The following is a 15188-nucleotide window of genomic DNA, read 5'->3' as shown; positions in this document are numbered from 1 at the left end:
CCAATGCAACCTCTGATACCCCATCTTTTCAATTGCAGATGCGCGTGAAATGGGAGGGCGCCGGTCTCCGCGGGCAAACGGCCGAGGGAGTTGCTACACCCCTCCCCACCCCGGTGCTAAAGAATGCCGCGCGCTCGCATCTTCGCTTCAATGCGCCGCTTGGCTGCGATGCTGTTGCTTGATGCTCGGCTGATCTGAGCCGAGGTGTCCTTGCCGTAAGCGCCCCAAAGGACGAGGCTGATCTCAAACAACCTAGCCTCGGTAATCAGTCGTTTCGGCATGTCGCCGTCGTCGGTCCACTCCTCAACAACCGGAGTAAATGAGACGCTGACTTCATTGACCGTGCCGTTGCCGACAGTCGCCAATGCCTCTTGTCCTAGCGGTGCATTGGGATCAGGTGTTAGCGCAAAATATAAACCCACATTGTCTGAACGCAATTTGAGGGCGCCGTTACTGATGCGCCCCAGTGGCCTGCTTTGATCGTGACTCCAGAGCGCGGCGACGTCTGGGTTCTGCGCGAGGTGCCTATCGAATGCACCACGCGCGAACCTTTCCTCGAAGAGCCCGGCGATGATCGCGGGTCTGTTCCATGAAATGGCGAATCCTGAAATAGTTTCAGCCATTGCGCTGCATCGCTCGCAATCTCTTCTCGCGCTTTTCCTGCATTAGTTTACGCGCGATCACGGCCGGCGAGTCCGAGCATTCGGAGTGTCGTTTTTCGCCGGGCAACTTGACGCTGCGACGCACAGGCTTTCGATCGCCAGCGTCGGAGGTGCGCTCTGATCCGTTAGACATTGTAACCCTTCTCTCTCACTTCCTTCAGAAAATGGAAAATCCTGCCCTCGCGGCGATCGCCCATGAAGTGTGGCGTAATCGGCGCCAGATAGCCGAGGCGCACGTCTTCACGCTCTAGGTCATCAATTAGCGCATCATGGTCTTCGCGAGCCGCTTCCAATGCGCGCGCGGCGTCACACAGCGCAGCGAGACGGCGCTTATATTCATGTCGTACCGCGCTGCAGACAATCTTGCTGGCTTTGTCTCGCGCCTCGCCGGTGCGGCGGTACAACACCTCCCGAGCATCTTCAATGTTGCTCATCTCAGTTACGATGTCGCGAAGTCGCTTCGACAGCTCTCCGATGCTGCCTTTCGCGGCATCACCAAGAATTCGGGCGACACTACTATTCAGGTGCTCCCCTCCAGCCGCTTTAGCGGCCTTGATCTCTTCAAGAAGTTTAGAGCGCTCGGTGTTGAGCTTCGCGTAATTCTGCTCCAGCTCCTGCCTCTTTGCGATCAGGGCGGCGAATTCAGGGCTAGAGTCAGCTAGGCTCGGAACAATGAATTCGTCGGCGGGTTTCTTCTTTAGGAGAGCCATCAGGCAGCAACCTTTCCAAACAACAGATCAAGAATGTCGGCGACAGCAGCGACCGGAATCGTGGTGGCTGTCCTGTGGCCGTCGTGTGCCCAATGGGCAGCGTTCGTACCCGGCTGGCGGAACCGCACAACGGGATCGCCACGGCGTTCGATCACGATTTCCGGCCACGATCGGACGAAGCTGAGGAAGGAATGCCGCGCCTTCGTATCGCCCCTACGGGCCATCTCGACTTCGACTGCGATTGCATCGGCGGCATTTCGCGGAATAGAATCCGGTGCATCGCCAGCAAGACACGTGCCGACCGGCGTCAACGCTCCGTAGGTATCGACAGACATTTCTGCTTGCCGAAGTTTCGGCGAGGTGGCCACAGCCATGACGAGCCGCAAGACGTCATCTTCACTCAACTCTGGTGATCTTGCTGGGCCACCAGCCGGGATCTTTCCCGCCTCACTAAGACGGCGTGCCACGTGTTTGACTCGCGCAGCGTCGAATCCGAGGGAGTCAACTGCGGCGAGGACGTCGGCGAGTTTCGCCACGTTTTCTTCTCCTCAATGAAAAATGTCGAATAGACGGTTGTTGGAATTGGCCGACTAGCGGCTTCACGGCTCTAGGCCGGAAAAAAGGACGCCGGCCGAAACCGGCACAGTGGTGCACGTCACGTAAGGGCAGAAACTCTGCCTATAAGGACTATAGAGCTTGGAGCGATTGCGAGCGTACACGTCCGGTCGGAATGGGACGCTAGCACTCAACCATTGGAAATTTGAGGTGGTGTTTCCCATTGCCGGCCCACGTCTCTTCCCCCGGAGGTCTAGATGCGGACCCGCGCCGACCACAGTGGCCAAAAATGGCCTAAGTTCACTTTTGCGCATTGGAACTTTTCTACTTGCTGCGCGTCATGTTGAGGGCTGTCGGGGAGCGCGTCTGTGTCAGAGCTATCGCTTGCCATTCTGGTCGTGGAAGACGAGCAGCTAATTTGGGCGCTTGTTGAAGACGCTCTTGTTGACGGCGGCTATGAAGCGGAGGTCGCAGCCACGGGTGAGGAAGCGGTTACACTGCTGCAGGGGACCAACAGCAAATATCGCGCGCTAGTCACGGATATCAACCTCGCCGGCACCGTGGACGGCTGGGAGGTAGCAAGATGTGCAAGAGCCATCGACCCTAATTTCCCCGTCGTCTACATGTCAGGCGCTAGCGCCGACAAATGGCCGATACACGGCGTTCCAAATAGCCTTCTCCTCGCCAAACCATTTGCGCCGGCGCAGTTGGTTACAGCCATTTCCAATCTGCTGAATGCAACCCCCATTCCCCCGGCAGAGTAAGGCCCCGTCAAGCTGCGGCGCGCTCACCCTCAGCCATGGCCACGTTCAGCGCAGCGACAGCCGCCCGCACTTCCTTGGAGGCCGATCGCTGCGCGTATTGGCCAGCAAAGCCCAGATACTCGCCTATCTCCGCAAGCGTGCTGTCGCCTGAGGCCATATCCAGCACAGTGCACACCTTGTGCCCCAGCCGGCTGCGCAACCTCTCAGTATCCTGCGCCCGAGCCAACTCCGTCTGAGCGTCGGGCATTTCGGCGTCAAAATGCTCGGTGTCGGCTTTCTCGATTTTGCGCGTGCGCACCTTGCCGAACTTGGCGTCCGGGCTAACCCATTTGCGTCCGCTCCAGACCTTCACGAGCTTGGCGCCCTGCCAGCGAACCATGCCATGCTCCGCCGCGTATTTGAGCTGCTTGGCGCTGACGTCGACCAGCTCTCTATCCATGTTGAGCAGTACGGGCTGCCCGCCGGCATCCGCACCCTCCTCGTCCGGCGCATCGTTATCATTGGCGGCAAGGCGCGGCGGCTCGTTCAAGGCGCGCCATAGTCTGAGGCCCATGAACGTGACCTCGTCTTTCTCCCGCTTCGCCCACGTTGCGCAGGGGGACTGCTCACGGTGTGCAGCGTGCGTAGCTGGTGCAGTCTCCAGCCAGGCACGGCGGGCTGCAAGGTCGGTGAAGTCGTCGGCCTGAATGGGGCCGTTATCGTTTGCGTGTTTCATAAGGTCTCGACGTAACAGTGCATATTGCTTGGCCGTTATCGGCTCTTGGTTTCGTCCGGCTGTTGCCGCCGGATCGAATGCTGAACGGGGGTGGATTGACACTCTCAGCCCACCACGCCTCCTACCGGTATGTGCACTTGCGGACGCGACGCCGCAGGTTTTCAGTTCGCGTCACCGGTGAAAATTTTCCTCGATATCTGCGGGATTTAGCGCGCGAGTGGGCGGCCGGTAAGCGGGGCGGCTTGCGAAAGGGATCAGGATGGCCCCCCGGTCAGGCCGCCGTTCGGCTGGCCGCGACGACAAGCCTCCACTCGTATGAATCGTCCGGCATGATCCGGTACCGGACGCGAGATCCGACTGACCGATCTTCCCCGCCGCATTCGGCCGCAAGCGCCGCTGCTGCTTCTGCTGACAGGTTCATCGTCGACTCGCCCCCGTGATTGTCGTGAAACTCCACCCGAACACGTGCGCTACCGTCTTCATCAGACTCACCAGACAGGATTGTCACCTCGCACCATGGGAGTGGTGCAGATCTACGGAAAGTCTTTGCAGCATTTCCGGTTGACATCATCACTTCTTGGTTTGCCAACCTCTCAGGTTCGCCATCCACGCCTAAAGCATCGTCAAGGCTTGCGTATTCGTCGCTGTCGATATGGCAGCGCAATGTAAACTTGGCACCACGTGCGCTCCGAAGGTGGGCAAGCAAGACGTCTTTCTCGTCATCGTCTGCGCCCTTCTTGCCGACATATTCAGCGTGGACGATGCGCCACTTCGCAAACCGACCTCCCTCAGAGGCATGCCAGCGCGCCGCACTTTCCTCTTTCTTGGCGCCACCCTGCGCGCCCTCAACAGGGCGCGCTCCTTTAGGGGCGCCTATATTATCCTCTGTAAGAGGATGGGTTTGGGGGTCACCATGACACCTTGGGTGTGCGCTTTTGATACCTTGGGAGCGCACTTTTGATACCTTGGGAAGGTCGTCATTTGCCCCTTGGGGCGGACCTGCTAGCCGGCCGGCCAAATGATAGTCGTTCGGCATGGTGACCGTGCTGGTGCGAAAGTCCACCGCGTGCTCGCCGCCGCTGAGTTCACGGAAGCGATCTGAACCTCGGTAATAGAGCGCGATGCCATAGCGCGTCGGCAGATTGACTACACCCCTTCGACCGCCGCGCCGTATAATCCAAATTCGTTCAAGCGTGCACAGCAGTTTGCGAGCGCGCTTGATTGAGGCCAGGGAAATCGGGATGTCACGATCTATAAACGTGTCAGCACACTCCGCATAGCCGTTCTTCCAGCTGTAGGAGGCAAGCAATTTCTCGAAGAAACGAGTTGCTGTGTGAGTGACCCTCGAATCTCCGTTTATGTCGTCACGAAGATTGGAGCGCACCCAGTAGGTTGGCGCGAAATCACGCTGCTTCTTGGGCATTCGTTGGCTCCAGAGAATCCTCGGGAGCCACGAAATCGTATCGCGCTGCGCATGCCTCGGCACGCCCCCAGATCGCCTTGTAGATGGGCTCGCCGGTCGCGGTGCGCCCCTCGTATGAAATAAAGCCCTTCTCGATAAGCTCTCGAACGGCTTTGCCGATCGTGCGACGGCCACAGAATGATGCGGCAGCCAGGTCATTATGGCTGATTGCACAATGGCCGAATGCCAGCGTCGCCTTTGCAATATAATGAGCGACCCGGCCTCCAGAACCGCAACGTACAGTCCTCCACACATCGGCGTTGTGGTTGCAGTACAGGTCGCACTCTTTCTCGCCAGACGGCATCGCTGACCGAACCTGATCAAGCGTCATGGACATCGCCCATGAAGGCCCCCAATTGTTGTTACTGTTGAATAGTGCGGCTCTGCTGGGCAGGCACTAAAGCGGGCCGCCCGAAAAAGCTGGGGGAGATAGGAGGCGAGCGCGGCGGCGGTAAAGGGCCGCCGGAAGATTAATGCCAGGACTTGCGCGGTCGCGGCGCTCTCGTTGGCGACCAAGTGGAGGTCTGGCAAGGGGTCATCACCGGCTCGTGAATTGCCCTCGACCTGGGCGAGCATACCCTTTCAATGCCCGTCCGCGGTCCGGCTAAACGCATCCATCCCAGGTTTGGCCTGCGGGCGGCTCTTTAAACGGTTTTTGCGTTGCCACAGTACTGAACTGGCCATTTTTGAGAAGCGCTAGACGGCGCTCATTTTTGGGAGAGTGACATGCTCCGCCTGACTGCCATTCTTTTTTTCGTGCTCACCTTTGCCGCCCAAGCCCAAACCAACCGCCAGGAATTGAAGCGTGCCGATCTAACCGGCACCAACATGGAAGTCATCGTCAGCGTTGTGGACGTGCCGCCAGGGAATAATCTCGCGCGCCACACCCACCACGGTGAAGAGGCGGTTTACGTGCTCGATGGCGCGACACTGGCGCTCCCCGATGGCAAGGAGATTCAGTTTCCAACTGGCGCGGCAGTAATCAACGCTCGCGACGTCCCTCATGCGGGCTTCAAGATTGCGGGCGATAAGACCCTGAAGATGCTAACCGTCCACATCATTGATAAGGGCAAGCCGATGATGGAGCCGGCTCAATAGTCGCTCCGCCTGCGGCTCTGATGTATCAAAGCGACCGCGTGCTTTGCGTGCCTCGGCTTCGAGCCCAGCCGTGCTTACAGCCTTCTTTTGTTCTGTTAACAACCTAAAGGTGAATTCTCCGGTTGTGTGGTTGTGTTCGGCGCAGCAGGCTCCTCAAGACGACTCCGGCCGAGGTTTCAACTTCGGCCAGTTTCAGGCTCGTTTTTGTTCCACGAAAGTTGAAACTCTGATTGAAGGCAGGAGCCTTTTAGCCGGCCTGTCACGCCGGAGGTCGCGGGTTCGAGCCCCGTCTCTCGCGCCATTTTGGCAATTCCTTCATAGTCTTAGCCTGAACTTCTCGACGCTGTCGCGTCTGCGGCAAGCCATGGACGACATTCGAGCCGGCATAGTCAGGCCGCGCCCGAATCGTCTACGCCTCCAGGAACTTGCGGGGTCCAGGGGTGTCCCCGAGCCACCGGCCAGAACGAGGAGGTTAGACATGGCGAAGAAGGCAGCCGCTCCCGCCACTATTACGCTCAAGCACCTCGCTGCTGACATCGCGGAAAGCCAGGACCTGTCGAAAAAGCGCGCCGAGGCCGTCCTGACCAACATGGTCGACCTGATCACCAAGCACCTGAAGAAGGGCGACCGCGTCCGGATCGTCGGCCTCGGCATTCTCCAGGTCCGCAAGCGCGCCGCCCGCACCGGCCGCAATCCCGCCACTGGCGAGCCGATCCACATCAAGGCCAGCAGGAAGGTCGCGTTCCGCCCCGTCAAGGAACTGAAAGAGGCGATCTAGCAATTACGCTTCGTGACGCCCGACCCAACATCGTTCTGTCCGCAACGCAGCCCGCTTTTCTGGTATACCGCCAGCTTCCCCCTGACCCGGCGGTTTGAGCAGAAATGTCCCCCCTCACCTTTTCGCATACCGTGACTGAGCGCTTCCTGCGCTACGTCACCATCGACACCCAGTCCGATCCGGAATCGGCGGCCTCGCCTTCGACCGAGAAGCAGAAGGAGCTCGGCCGCGTGCTCGCCGCCGAGCTCAAAGCCATGGGCGTTGCGGACGCGCATCTCGACGAGTTCGGCTATGTCTATGCAACGATCCCGGCCAACACACCTAAGAAGGTGCCGGTGATCTGTTTCTGCTCGCACATGGACACCTCGCCCGACGTCACCGGCAAGGATGTCAAGCCGCAGGTGGTGAAGAACTATCGCGGCGGCGACATCGTGCTGCCCGGCGACACCAGCCAAGTGATCCGCTTCGCCGAGCACCCTGCGCTGAAGAACCAGATCGGCAACGACATCATCACGACCGACGGCACCACGTTGTTAGGCGCCGACAACAAGGCCGGCGTCGCCGAAATCATGGATGCCGCGCATTTCTTCATCAACAATCCCGATGTGAAGCACGGCACCATCAAGATCCTGTTCACGCCGGATGAAGAGATCGGCCGCGGCGTCGACAATGTCGATCTGAAGAAGCTCGGCGCCGATTTCGGCTACACCATGGACGGCGAGAGCGCCGGCTGCGTCGAGGACGAGACTTTCTCGGCCGATGGGGCTACCATCACCATCAACGGCGTCAGCGCCCATCCCGGCTATGCCAAGGGCAAGATGGAGCACGCGATCAAGATCGCCGCCGCCATCGTCGAGCGGCTGCCCAAGGAAGGCTGCTCGCCGGAGACGACCTCAGGCAAGCAGGGCTTTCTGCACCCGGTCGGCATCGAGGGCGCGCTGGAACAGGCGACGCTCTCCTTCATCGTCCGCGACTTCAACGAGGATGGGCTGAAGGAGAAGGAGGTCCTGCTCGAGAACATCGTCAAGGACGTGATGAAGGACTATCCGCGCTCGACCTACAAATTCGAGGTGCGCGAGCAGTACCGCAACATGAAGCAGGTGATCGACCGTCACCCCCACGTCCTCGAATACGCCATCGAAGCGATCCGCCGCGCCGGTTTGCGCCCGATGCGCACCGCGATCCGCGGCGGCACCGACGGCTCGCGCCTGTCCTTCATGGGCCTGCCCTGCCCCAACATCTTCGCCGGCGAGCACGCGTTTCATTCGCGGCTCGAATGGGTCAGCCGGCAGGACATGGAGAAGGCGGTGCAGACCATCGTGCATCTCGCGATGATCTGGGAAGAACGGGCCTAGCGCCCCTTATCGGGTTGTGCATGCGGAAATGGCCGGGCTTATGCCCGGCCATTTGCTTTGGGATCAGGGCACCGGCATCGCGCGCGGATTGCGATGGAACCGGTTGGCACTCGCCATCCAGCTCGGCAGCGGTTCTCCATCGCGATGTCGGCCGCCGGCGGCGGCCGCCGCCCAGGCCACTGCGGCCCCGATCAGGGTCGCGGCCGCAACCGAGAACGCAACGATGATCGAGTTGCGCCGCGCGCGGTTGATGGCTGTCCTGGCATCCGCGATCGAAGCATCGACTCGTCGTTCGGCGTCGGGCGCCGCGAGACCCGTCAGCGCGGCCACCTGCTGCACGAGATAGTTTCGATCGTCGGTGCTGACACCGCTGTGGCTCGATGACGTCATCAGGATGCGTCCCGCTTCGGCGCGGGGTTCCCGCAGATCGGTGTTGGGCGGGCGCCGCGGCGCGCGGAACAGCTTGTCGAGCTCATAGCTCAACAGCGGTTCGGCGGCCGAAGTGTTGCTGGCCGAGCTGCGCATCGGCGAACGGTCGATCGCAGCTGCACCGAGCAGCGCGAGCAGCGCGGCGCCGAGAAGCACCGCGAGAGCCCACGACGTCAGGCCATGCAGCCCGTCCCGCCGCTCGCCATCATCCTCGATCGTTGCAAGTGCCGGCGCCGGTCGCGCGGTCCGGCCGGCGATGTAACCGCCAAAGCCAAAACTGACGATCGCCTGGATGATCAGATACAAGCCGGACAGCAACGCAAGGGCCGCTGAGGCATCCCGCCATGTCGGCGAGGCCGAGCTGACACCCAGGCCGACCGCGACGCCAAAGCCGATCAGGATGAACGACATTGCGCTGGCGGCGAGAGAGCCTGCAAGTACCGAGCTCCATTGGATGGTCCGGCGTTCGTCGGCTGTAGCCACGCCGCCCTCCATGACGTCTTCCCGTATGAGAGTTTCAATAGCCATCGCCGTTCTCTCAGCGCAGGCCGAAGAACGACAGGATCGCCATGATCACGACGATCAAGCCGATGAGATAAATCAGTCCGTCCATGGTCCCTTCCTCCTCAGATACCTCTGCTCGGTAATCACAAGGAATGAGGAACGTTCCAAATTTGTCATCTGCCATGGAACGGATCGGCGAGATGCGCATTGTCTGCGCGAGTCCCAAGGATGAAGATTGTGAGCACATGAGGCCCCAGCCGGTCAGTCCCGGGCTGGGGCCTTTGCGCTTAGGGCCGGCTTTGAGGTCTCTTGCTGGGTTAACGACGCCGAGGGCAGATGATGAAATGCGGTCGGCGGAACCTTCCGGATCGGGAGCGCCGCGTGGACCGCAGAACAGCCTGGCTGTATCAGGCAAATGCGCATTCCGGGAAAAGGCCATCCCCGTTTCCACCATCACGGTCGAGCCGCGACTTCTTGCGATCTGCCGAACGATCTCGTCGCGGTAACGGGGCCTCCGCGCTGGTTAACGCCCGATTGCCGGAGGCTCCTTTGCACAAGGCACGCAAACGAATGGCCAAGTCGTGATGCCCGGCCGGTTTGCAGGTTCCGCTCCGCCGTGCGACAATGAGGCATGTCCGTGAGACCGTTCGCCAACGCTGTGGTGATGCTGCTGGTGGCAGCCGGGCTCCTGCTCGCGCCGCTGGCGACGCCTGCATCCGCCATGCCGGTATCCGGTGCTGTTGCCAGCATGCCCGCAATGTCAGACGACACGCAAGGCATGTCCGAAGACATGCCCTGCTGCCCGGATCAGACCAAGAGCAAGGCCTGCGGTTCCTGTCCGTTCGTCGCATTGTGCATGCTGAGCCTGTCGCTCTCCGCTCCGTTCGGAGCGAGCACGATGATCGAGCGGCAGCCGCAGAGGAGCGCGCTCGCGCCGCGCAATGACCGCCTGCGCGACGGGCTCGCCGCCAAGCCACCCGACCATCCTCCTCGAACCCGGGCCTGATTGGCGCTGACGCGCCTGATGATCGTGCGCGCCGACATCGGCGCGCACGCCATTGCCTGCCGATTGGCTGCATCCCGGCTCGCCGCGTGCAGCTCCGGCGGCTCCATCAGACCCATCGAGGAACTATAAATCATGACGACGACCAAGCTCGCGCGCACCGCTCTGGCCGCGCTGATCGGTGCTGTGCTCACGGGGAGCGCTCAGGCCGAGATCAAGAACTACGAATTCCAACTAGTTCAACCGACCATCAAGACGGGGGCCGATCGCATCGTAACCGTGCGGCTGGTCGACAAGACCAGCGGCAAGGCGATACCCGATGCGGTGATCTTCGCCACTCGGCTCGACATGGCGCCTGACGGCATGCAGGAGATGGTCACCAAGCTCACGCCGCTGCCGGGCACCGAACCCGGGACCTATCGCTTCAAGGCCAATTTCAGCATGGCCGGACGCTGGCAGCTCTCACTGGGCGCCAAGGTGCAGGGCGAGACTGGCACGGTCGAAAACAAGCTCGTCGTCACGGCCGAGAAATGACCCGCCTCGCCGTTACAGGCAGTGCCGCTGCGATTTTCGCGGCGGCCGCTGTCGCGCTGATTGGCGGCCGCGCCATGCAGCCTCAGTCGGGGTCAAGCTCGCTGACCTTCGCCGCGCAGGCGGACACGGGCGCACCGATCTATTTCCGGGATCCGGACGGCAGGCCGTTCTACTCGCTCACCCCGAAGAAGACGGCCGACGGCCGCGACTATCGCGCCGTGCGGGCGAACGAGGACATCAGCTTCGACGAGCCGGACGAATCGCCCAGGGTCGTAACGGCTGACGCCAAGGGCGATCGCAAGATCAAATATTACCGCAACCCGATGGGCCTGCCAGACACCTCGCTGGTGCCGAAGAAGGACTCGATGGGGATGGATTACATTCCCGTCTACGAAGGCGAGGACAGCGACGACGGTTCGGTGAAACTGTCGCCCGGCAAGATTCAGCGTAGCGGCGTCAAATCCGAACCGGCCGAACTGCGCCGGATCAGAATGCTGCTGCGCGCGCCCGGCACGATCCAGCTCGATGAACGCCGGGTCTCGCTGGTCGCGATGCGCGCTGACAGTTTTGTGCAGAAGGTGGCCGACGTCACCACGGGCAGCCGCGTCACCAAAGGCCAGCCGCTGATGGAGATCTACAGCTCCGCCGTCGCGTCGGCAGCCGCCGAATATCTCGCGACGATCACCTCGAAGACGACGGGGGGCATCGAGCCCTATGGCCGCGGCTCCCGGCAGCGCCTGATCAATCTCGACGTCCCCGAACCCGTCATCGTCGAAATGGAGAAGAGCCACGCCCTGCCGATCACCATTCAGTGGTCGTCGCCGCGCGATGGCATCGTGCTTCAGCGCAACGCCATCGAGGGCATGCGTGCCCAGCCCGGGGACGTGCTGTTCCGCATCGCCGACATCTCGCAGGTCTGGGCGACCGTCGATGTGGCCGAACGCGATCTCGGCAATGTCGCGGTCGGCCAGCCCGTGACGGTGCGGGCCCGCAGCCATCCCGGGCGGGACTTCAAGGGCCTGATCAGCGTGATCTATCCGCAGGTGAACAAGGAGACGCGCACGGCGCGAGTGCGAATTGAGCTGGCGAATGCCGATCTCGCTTTGCTTCCCGACATGTATGTCGACGCCGAGATCGACACCGGCACACCGGTGCCGGTGCTCAGCGTCGCCGAGAGCGCGCTGCTGGACACCGGCAGCCGACAGGCCGTGCTGGTCGACAAGGGCCAGGGCCGATTCGAGCCGCGCGAGGTCAAGCCCGGACGGCGCGGCGACGGCTATGTCGAAATCCGCGACGGCCTTGCCGAGGGCGACGCCGTCGTCACCTCCGCCAACTTCCTGATCGATGCCGAGAGCAATCTGAAGGCCGCGCTGAAAGGCTTCACCGAAGCCGGCACGGCGCAAGCCGGCGACAAGGCGATGGGAGCCAGGCCATGATCGCGCGCCTCATCGCATGGTCGGCACGCAACCTGCTGCTGGTGCTGTTCGGCGCTGGCTTTGCCGCCGCCGCGGGCCTCTATGCCCTCGTTCATCTGCCGCTCGACGCCATTCCCGATCTCTCCGACACCCAGGTCATCGTCTACACCGAATATCAGGGACAGGCGCCGCAGGTGATCGAGGACCAGGTCACCTATCCCCTCGCCACGGCGATGCTGACGGTGCCGAAATCGAAGGTGGTGCGCGGATTCTCCTTTTTCGGCGTCTCCTTCGTCTATGTCATCTTCGAGGACGGCACCGACATCTACTGGGCGCGCTCGCGCGTGCTCGAATTCCTCAACGGGGCGGCATCGCGGCTGCCGGCCGGCGTGGCGCCGACGGTCGGCCCGGACGCTACCGGCGTCGGCTGGGTCTACCAATACGCCGTGATGTCGAAAGAGCTGAACCTCGCGGAGACCAGGACCATCCAGGACTGGAACCTGAAATTCGCCCTGGCCAGGGCCGAAGGCGTCGCGGAGGTCGCCGGCGTCGGCGGCTTCGTCAAGCAGTACAACGTCATCCTCGATCCGCAGCGCATGCGCGACCTCGGCATCACCATGCAGAAGATGCGCGAGGCGATCCGCGCCAGCAATGCCGATGTCGGCGGCCGCACCGTCGAGCTGTCCGAGTTCGAATATGTCATCCGGGGCAAGGGCTATCTTAGGGGCATCGAGGATCTCGGCGACATCGTGCTGAAGGCCGACAACGGCACACCGGTCAAGCTCCGCGACGTCGCCCGCGTCGAGCTCGGTCCCGACGAGCGGCGCGGCATCGCCGAGTTCAATGGCGAGGGCGAGGTTGCGAGCGGCATCGTGCTCCAGCGTTTTGGCGTGAACGCGCTCGACGTGATCGAGAACGTCAAGAAGCGCTTCAGGGAGATCGCAACCAGCCTGCCGAAATCGGTCGAGATCGTTCCGGTCTACGACCGCTCGAACCTGATCTACGCCGCGATCGATACGCTGAGGCATACGCTGATCGAGGAGAGCATCGTCGTCGCCCTCGTCTGCATCGTGTTCCTGTTGCATGTCCGCAGCGCACTGGTCGCGGTCCTGATGCTTCCCGTGGGCGTTCTGATGGCTTTTGGTGCCATGAAACTGCTCGGGATCGGCTCCAACATCATGAGTCTCGGCGGAATTGCGATCGCAATCGGTGCCATGATCGATGCCGCCATCGTCATGATCGAGAACGCCCACAAGCATCTCGAACGCGCCGAGCCCGGGCGCTCGCGGCTCGCGATCCTGATCGACGCTGCGGTGGAAGTCGGGCCCGCCCTGTTCTTCAGTCTCCTGATCATCACCGTGTCGTTCATGCCGATCTTCACGCTGGAATCGCAAGAGGGACGGCTGTTCAGCCCGCTCGCCTTCACCAAGACCTTTGCGATGGCCGCGGCGGCGCTGCTCTCGGTGACATTGGTCCCGGCGCTGATGGTGATCTTCGTCCGCGGCAAGATCATTCCGGAGCACAAGAATCCGATCAACCGCTTCCTGATCTGGATTTACCGCCCGGTGATCTCAGGTGTGCTGCGCGCCAAGATCCCCGTGATCCTGCTCGCGCTCGGCGTGCTCGCGGTGTCGGTCTGGCCGGCCGGGCGGCTCGGTACCGAGTTCATGCCCAACCTCAACGAAGGCACCCTGCTCTACATGCCGACGACGCTACCCGGCATTTCCGTGACCAAGGCCACCGAGCTGATGCAGATACAGGACCGCATCATCCGCTCGTTTCCAGAGGTTGCCTCGGTCTACGGCAAGGCTGGGCGCGCGGCGACTGCAACCGACCCTGCCCCACCGGAAATGTTCGAGACCATCGTCAACCTGAAGCCGAAGGCTGAGTGGCGCGCGGGCGTGACTGTCGACAGTCTGGTCGCCGAGATGGACAAGGCCTTGCAGTTTCCTGGCGTCTCCAACGCCTGGACCATGCCGATCAAGGCCCGCATCGACATGCTCTCGACCGGCATCCGAACGCCCGTCGGCGTCAAGGTCATCGGCACCGATCTCGCCGGCATCGACAAGCTTGCAAAGCAGGTCGAGCAGGTGCTCAAGGCGGTCCCCGGCACCTCGTCGGCCTATGCCGAGCGCGGCCTCGGTGGTTACTACCTCGAGATCACGCCGAACCGCGAGGCGCTGTCGCGCTACGGCATCATGGTGCAGGACGTGCAGGACACGATCGCGACCGCACTCGGGGGCCAGACCGTGACGACGACGGTGGAGGGGCGTCAGCGCTTCACGGTCAATATGCGCTACCCGCGCGACCTGCGCGACAATCCGAAGGCGATCAGCAGCGACATCCTGGTGCCGATGCCATCAGGCGGCGCCGTCCCTCTCGGTGAGGTCGCGAGCGTAACGCCGGCACGCGGGCCGACCTCGATCCGAACCGAAAACGGCCAGCTTGCGACCTATATTTACGTCGACATTCGCGACCGCGATCTCGGCGGCTATGTCGCCGATGCCCGGCACGCCGTGCAGGCAAGCATCGAATTCCCGCCCGGCTATTATCTGGTTTGGAGCGGGCAGTTCGAATATCTCGAACGCGCCACCGCGCGGCTCAAGATCGTGGTGCCGGTGACGCTGCTGATCATCTTCCTGCTGCTCTATCTCAACTTCCGCTCGGTCACCGACACCATGATCGTCATGCTCTCGCTGCCCTTCGCCCTGGTCGGCGGCCTCTGGCTGATGTGGTGGCTCGGCTTCAACCTATCGGTCGCGGTCGCCGTCGGCTTCATCGCGCTGGCGGGCGTGGCAGCCGAAACCGGCGTCGTAATGCTGATCTATCTCAACCACGCGCTCGCGGCGACCAAAGCGCGCTGCGCGCTCGCGGACCGCATGCTGACGCGCGCGGATCTCTACGCCGCCATCATGGAGGGCGCCGTTGAGCGCGTCCGCCCGAAGATGATGACGGTGGTCGCGATCATGGCCGGCCTGCTGCCGATCATGTGGAGCACCGGCACCGGCTCGGAGATCATGCAGCGCATCGCCGTGCCCATGATCGGCGGCATGATCTCGTCCGCCCTGCTGACGCTGATCGTGATCCCCGCGATCTTCGCCCTGGTGAAGGGTCTTGGACTGGATTCGGCCGGGGACGCCGTCATGCCTGTCCACATTGCGGAGGCCGCTGAATGAAGCCGTAGCCGTCGACGATGCGAATGGT

General features: G+C 62.0%; 16 protein-coding genes. 8 read left to right on the top strand and 8 right to left on the bottom strand.

Annotation, left to right across the window (positions count from 1 at the left end):
* Positions 1–116: 116 nt before the first annotated feature.
* The 3 genes from IVB01_RS12765 to IVB01_RS12755 form a co-directional block, all read right to left on the bottom strand.
* Entirely contained in the window at positions 117–623 is a 507-nt protein-coding gene (locus IVB01_RS12765) for an HK97 family phage prohead protease (RefSeq protein WP_247277142.1), read from the bottom strand.
* A 164-nt stretch (positions 624–787) separates the two neighbouring features.
* On the bottom strand, positions 788–1372 hold the full coding sequence (locus IVB01_RS12760) for a hypothetical protein (RefSeq protein WP_247277141.1): 585 nt from the start codon (positions 1370–1372) through the stop codon (positions 788–790).
* The gene (locus IVB01_RS12755; protein ID WP_247277140.1) at positions 1372–1908 is read right to left on the bottom strand and encodes a hypothetical protein; all 537 of its coding nucleotides are present in this window, start codon (positions 1906–1908) and stop codon (positions 1372–1374) included. Before IVB01_RS12755 ends, IVB01_RS12760 begins: the two co-directional genes overlap by 1 nt.
* 387 nt (positions 1909–2295) lie before the next feature.
* Here IVB01_RS12755 and IVB01_RS12750 point away from each other — a divergent pair, with 387 nt between their 5' ends.
* Positions 2296–2691, top strand: coding sequence for a response regulator (locus IVB01_RS12750; protein ID WP_247277139.1), 396 nt, complete (start codon positions 2296–2298; stop codon positions 2689–2691).
* Positions 2692–2698: 7 nt separating this feature from the next.
* Here the strand turns inward: IVB01_RS12750 and IVB01_RS12745 are convergent, their stop codons facing one another.
* From IVB01_RS12745 to IVB01_RS12735, 3 genes are all read right to left on the bottom strand, one after another.
* Entirely contained in the window at positions 2699–3406 is a 708-nt protein-coding gene (locus IVB01_RS12745; protein ID WP_247277138.1) for a hypothetical protein, read from the bottom strand.
* A gap of 271 nt (positions 3407–3677) precedes the next feature.
* Positions 3678–4829 carry a hypothetical protein gene (locus IVB01_RS12740; RefSeq protein ID WP_247277137.1) on the bottom strand — a complete coding sequence of 384 codons (1152 nt, stop codon included), beginning with the start codon at positions 4827–4829 and terminating at the stop codon, positions 3678–3680.
* Positions 4810–5199: a helix-turn-helix domain-containing protein gene (locus IVB01_RS12735; protein WP_247277136.1), complete on the bottom strand. Its 390-nt coding sequence runs from the start codon at positions 5197–5199 to the stop codon at positions 4810–4812. Before IVB01_RS12735 ends, IVB01_RS12740 begins: the two co-directional genes overlap by 20 nt.
* 395 nt (positions 5200–5594) lie before the next feature.
* On the opposite strand from IVB01_RS12735, the gene IVB01_RS12730 reads away from it, so the two are divergent.
* The 3 genes from IVB01_RS12730 (at position 5595) to pepT (ending at position 8099) form a co-directional block, all read left to right on the top strand.
* Complete coding sequence (locus IVB01_RS12730; protein WP_247277135.1) at positions 5595–5966, top strand: cupin domain-containing protein; 372 nt, start codon at positions 5595–5597, stop codon at positions 5964–5966.
* Between the two features lie 478 nt (positions 5967–6444).
* A complete protein-coding gene (locus IVB01_RS12725; RefSeq protein WP_247277134.1) occupies positions 6445–6744 on the top strand; it encodes an HU family DNA-binding protein in 300 nt (99 codons plus the stop codon).
* A gap of 104 nt (positions 6745–6848) precedes the next feature.
* The gene (pepT, locus tag IVB01_RS12720; protein ID WP_247277133.1) at positions 6849–8099 is read left to right on the top strand and encodes a peptidase T; all 1251 of its coding nucleotides are present in this window, start codon (positions 6849–6851) and stop codon (positions 8097–8099) included.
* Between the two features lie 63 nt (positions 8100–8162).
* On the opposite strand, the gene IVB01_RS12715 is transcribed toward pepT, so the two are convergent.
* On the bottom strand, positions 8163–9056 hold the full coding sequence (locus IVB01_RS12715) for a hypothetical protein (protein ID WP_247277132.1): 894 nt from the start codon (positions 9054–9056) through the stop codon (positions 8163–8165).
* Between the two features lie 10 nt (positions 9057–9066).
* Positions 9067–9471, bottom strand: a complete 405-nt coding sequence (locus IVB01_RS12710) for a hypothetical protein (RefSeq protein ID WP_247277131.1) — start codon at positions 9469–9471, stop codon at positions 9067–9069.
* A 192-nt stretch (positions 9472–9663) separates the two neighbouring features.
* Here IVB01_RS12710 and IVB01_RS12705 point away from each other — a divergent pair, with 192 nt between their 5' ends.
* The 4 genes from IVB01_RS12705 (at position 9664) to IVB01_RS12690 (ending at position 15160) form a co-directional block, all read left to right on the top strand.
* Positions 9664–10038, top strand: a complete 375-nt coding sequence (locus IVB01_RS12705) for a hypothetical protein (protein ID WP_247277130.1) — start codon at positions 9664–9666, stop codon at positions 10036–10038.
* Between the two features lie 132 nt (positions 10039–10170).
* The gene (locus tag IVB01_RS12700) at positions 10171–10569 is read left to right on the top strand and encodes a FixH family protein (RefSeq protein WP_247277129.1); all 399 of its coding nucleotides are present in this window, start codon (positions 10171–10173) and stop codon (positions 10567–10569) included.
* Complete coding sequence (locus IVB01_RS12695; RefSeq protein ID WP_247494583.1) at positions 10566–12005, top strand: efflux RND transporter periplasmic adaptor subunit; 1440 nt, start codon at positions 10566–10568, stop codon at positions 12003–12005. The genes IVB01_RS12700 and IVB01_RS12695 overlap by 4 nt, the downstream gene beginning before the upstream one ends.
* Positions 12002–15160, top strand: coding sequence for a CusA/CzcA family heavy metal efflux RND transporter (locus IVB01_RS12690; RefSeq protein ID WP_247494582.1), 3159 nt, complete (start codon positions 12002–12004; stop codon positions 15158–15160). The genes IVB01_RS12695 and IVB01_RS12690 overlap by 4 nt, the downstream gene beginning before the upstream one ends.
* Positions 15161–15188 lie beyond the last annotated feature (28 nt).

Origin of the sequence: Bradyrhizobium sp. 164 (genome assembly GCF_023073715.1) — a bacterium.
Classification (GTDB): Bacteria; Pseudomonadota; Alphaproteobacteria; order Rhizobiales; family Xanthobacteraceae; genus Bradyrhizobium.
The sequence above is the reverse complement of the archived record's forward strand: the minus strand, read 5'-3'. Positions and strand labels throughout refer to the sequence as shown.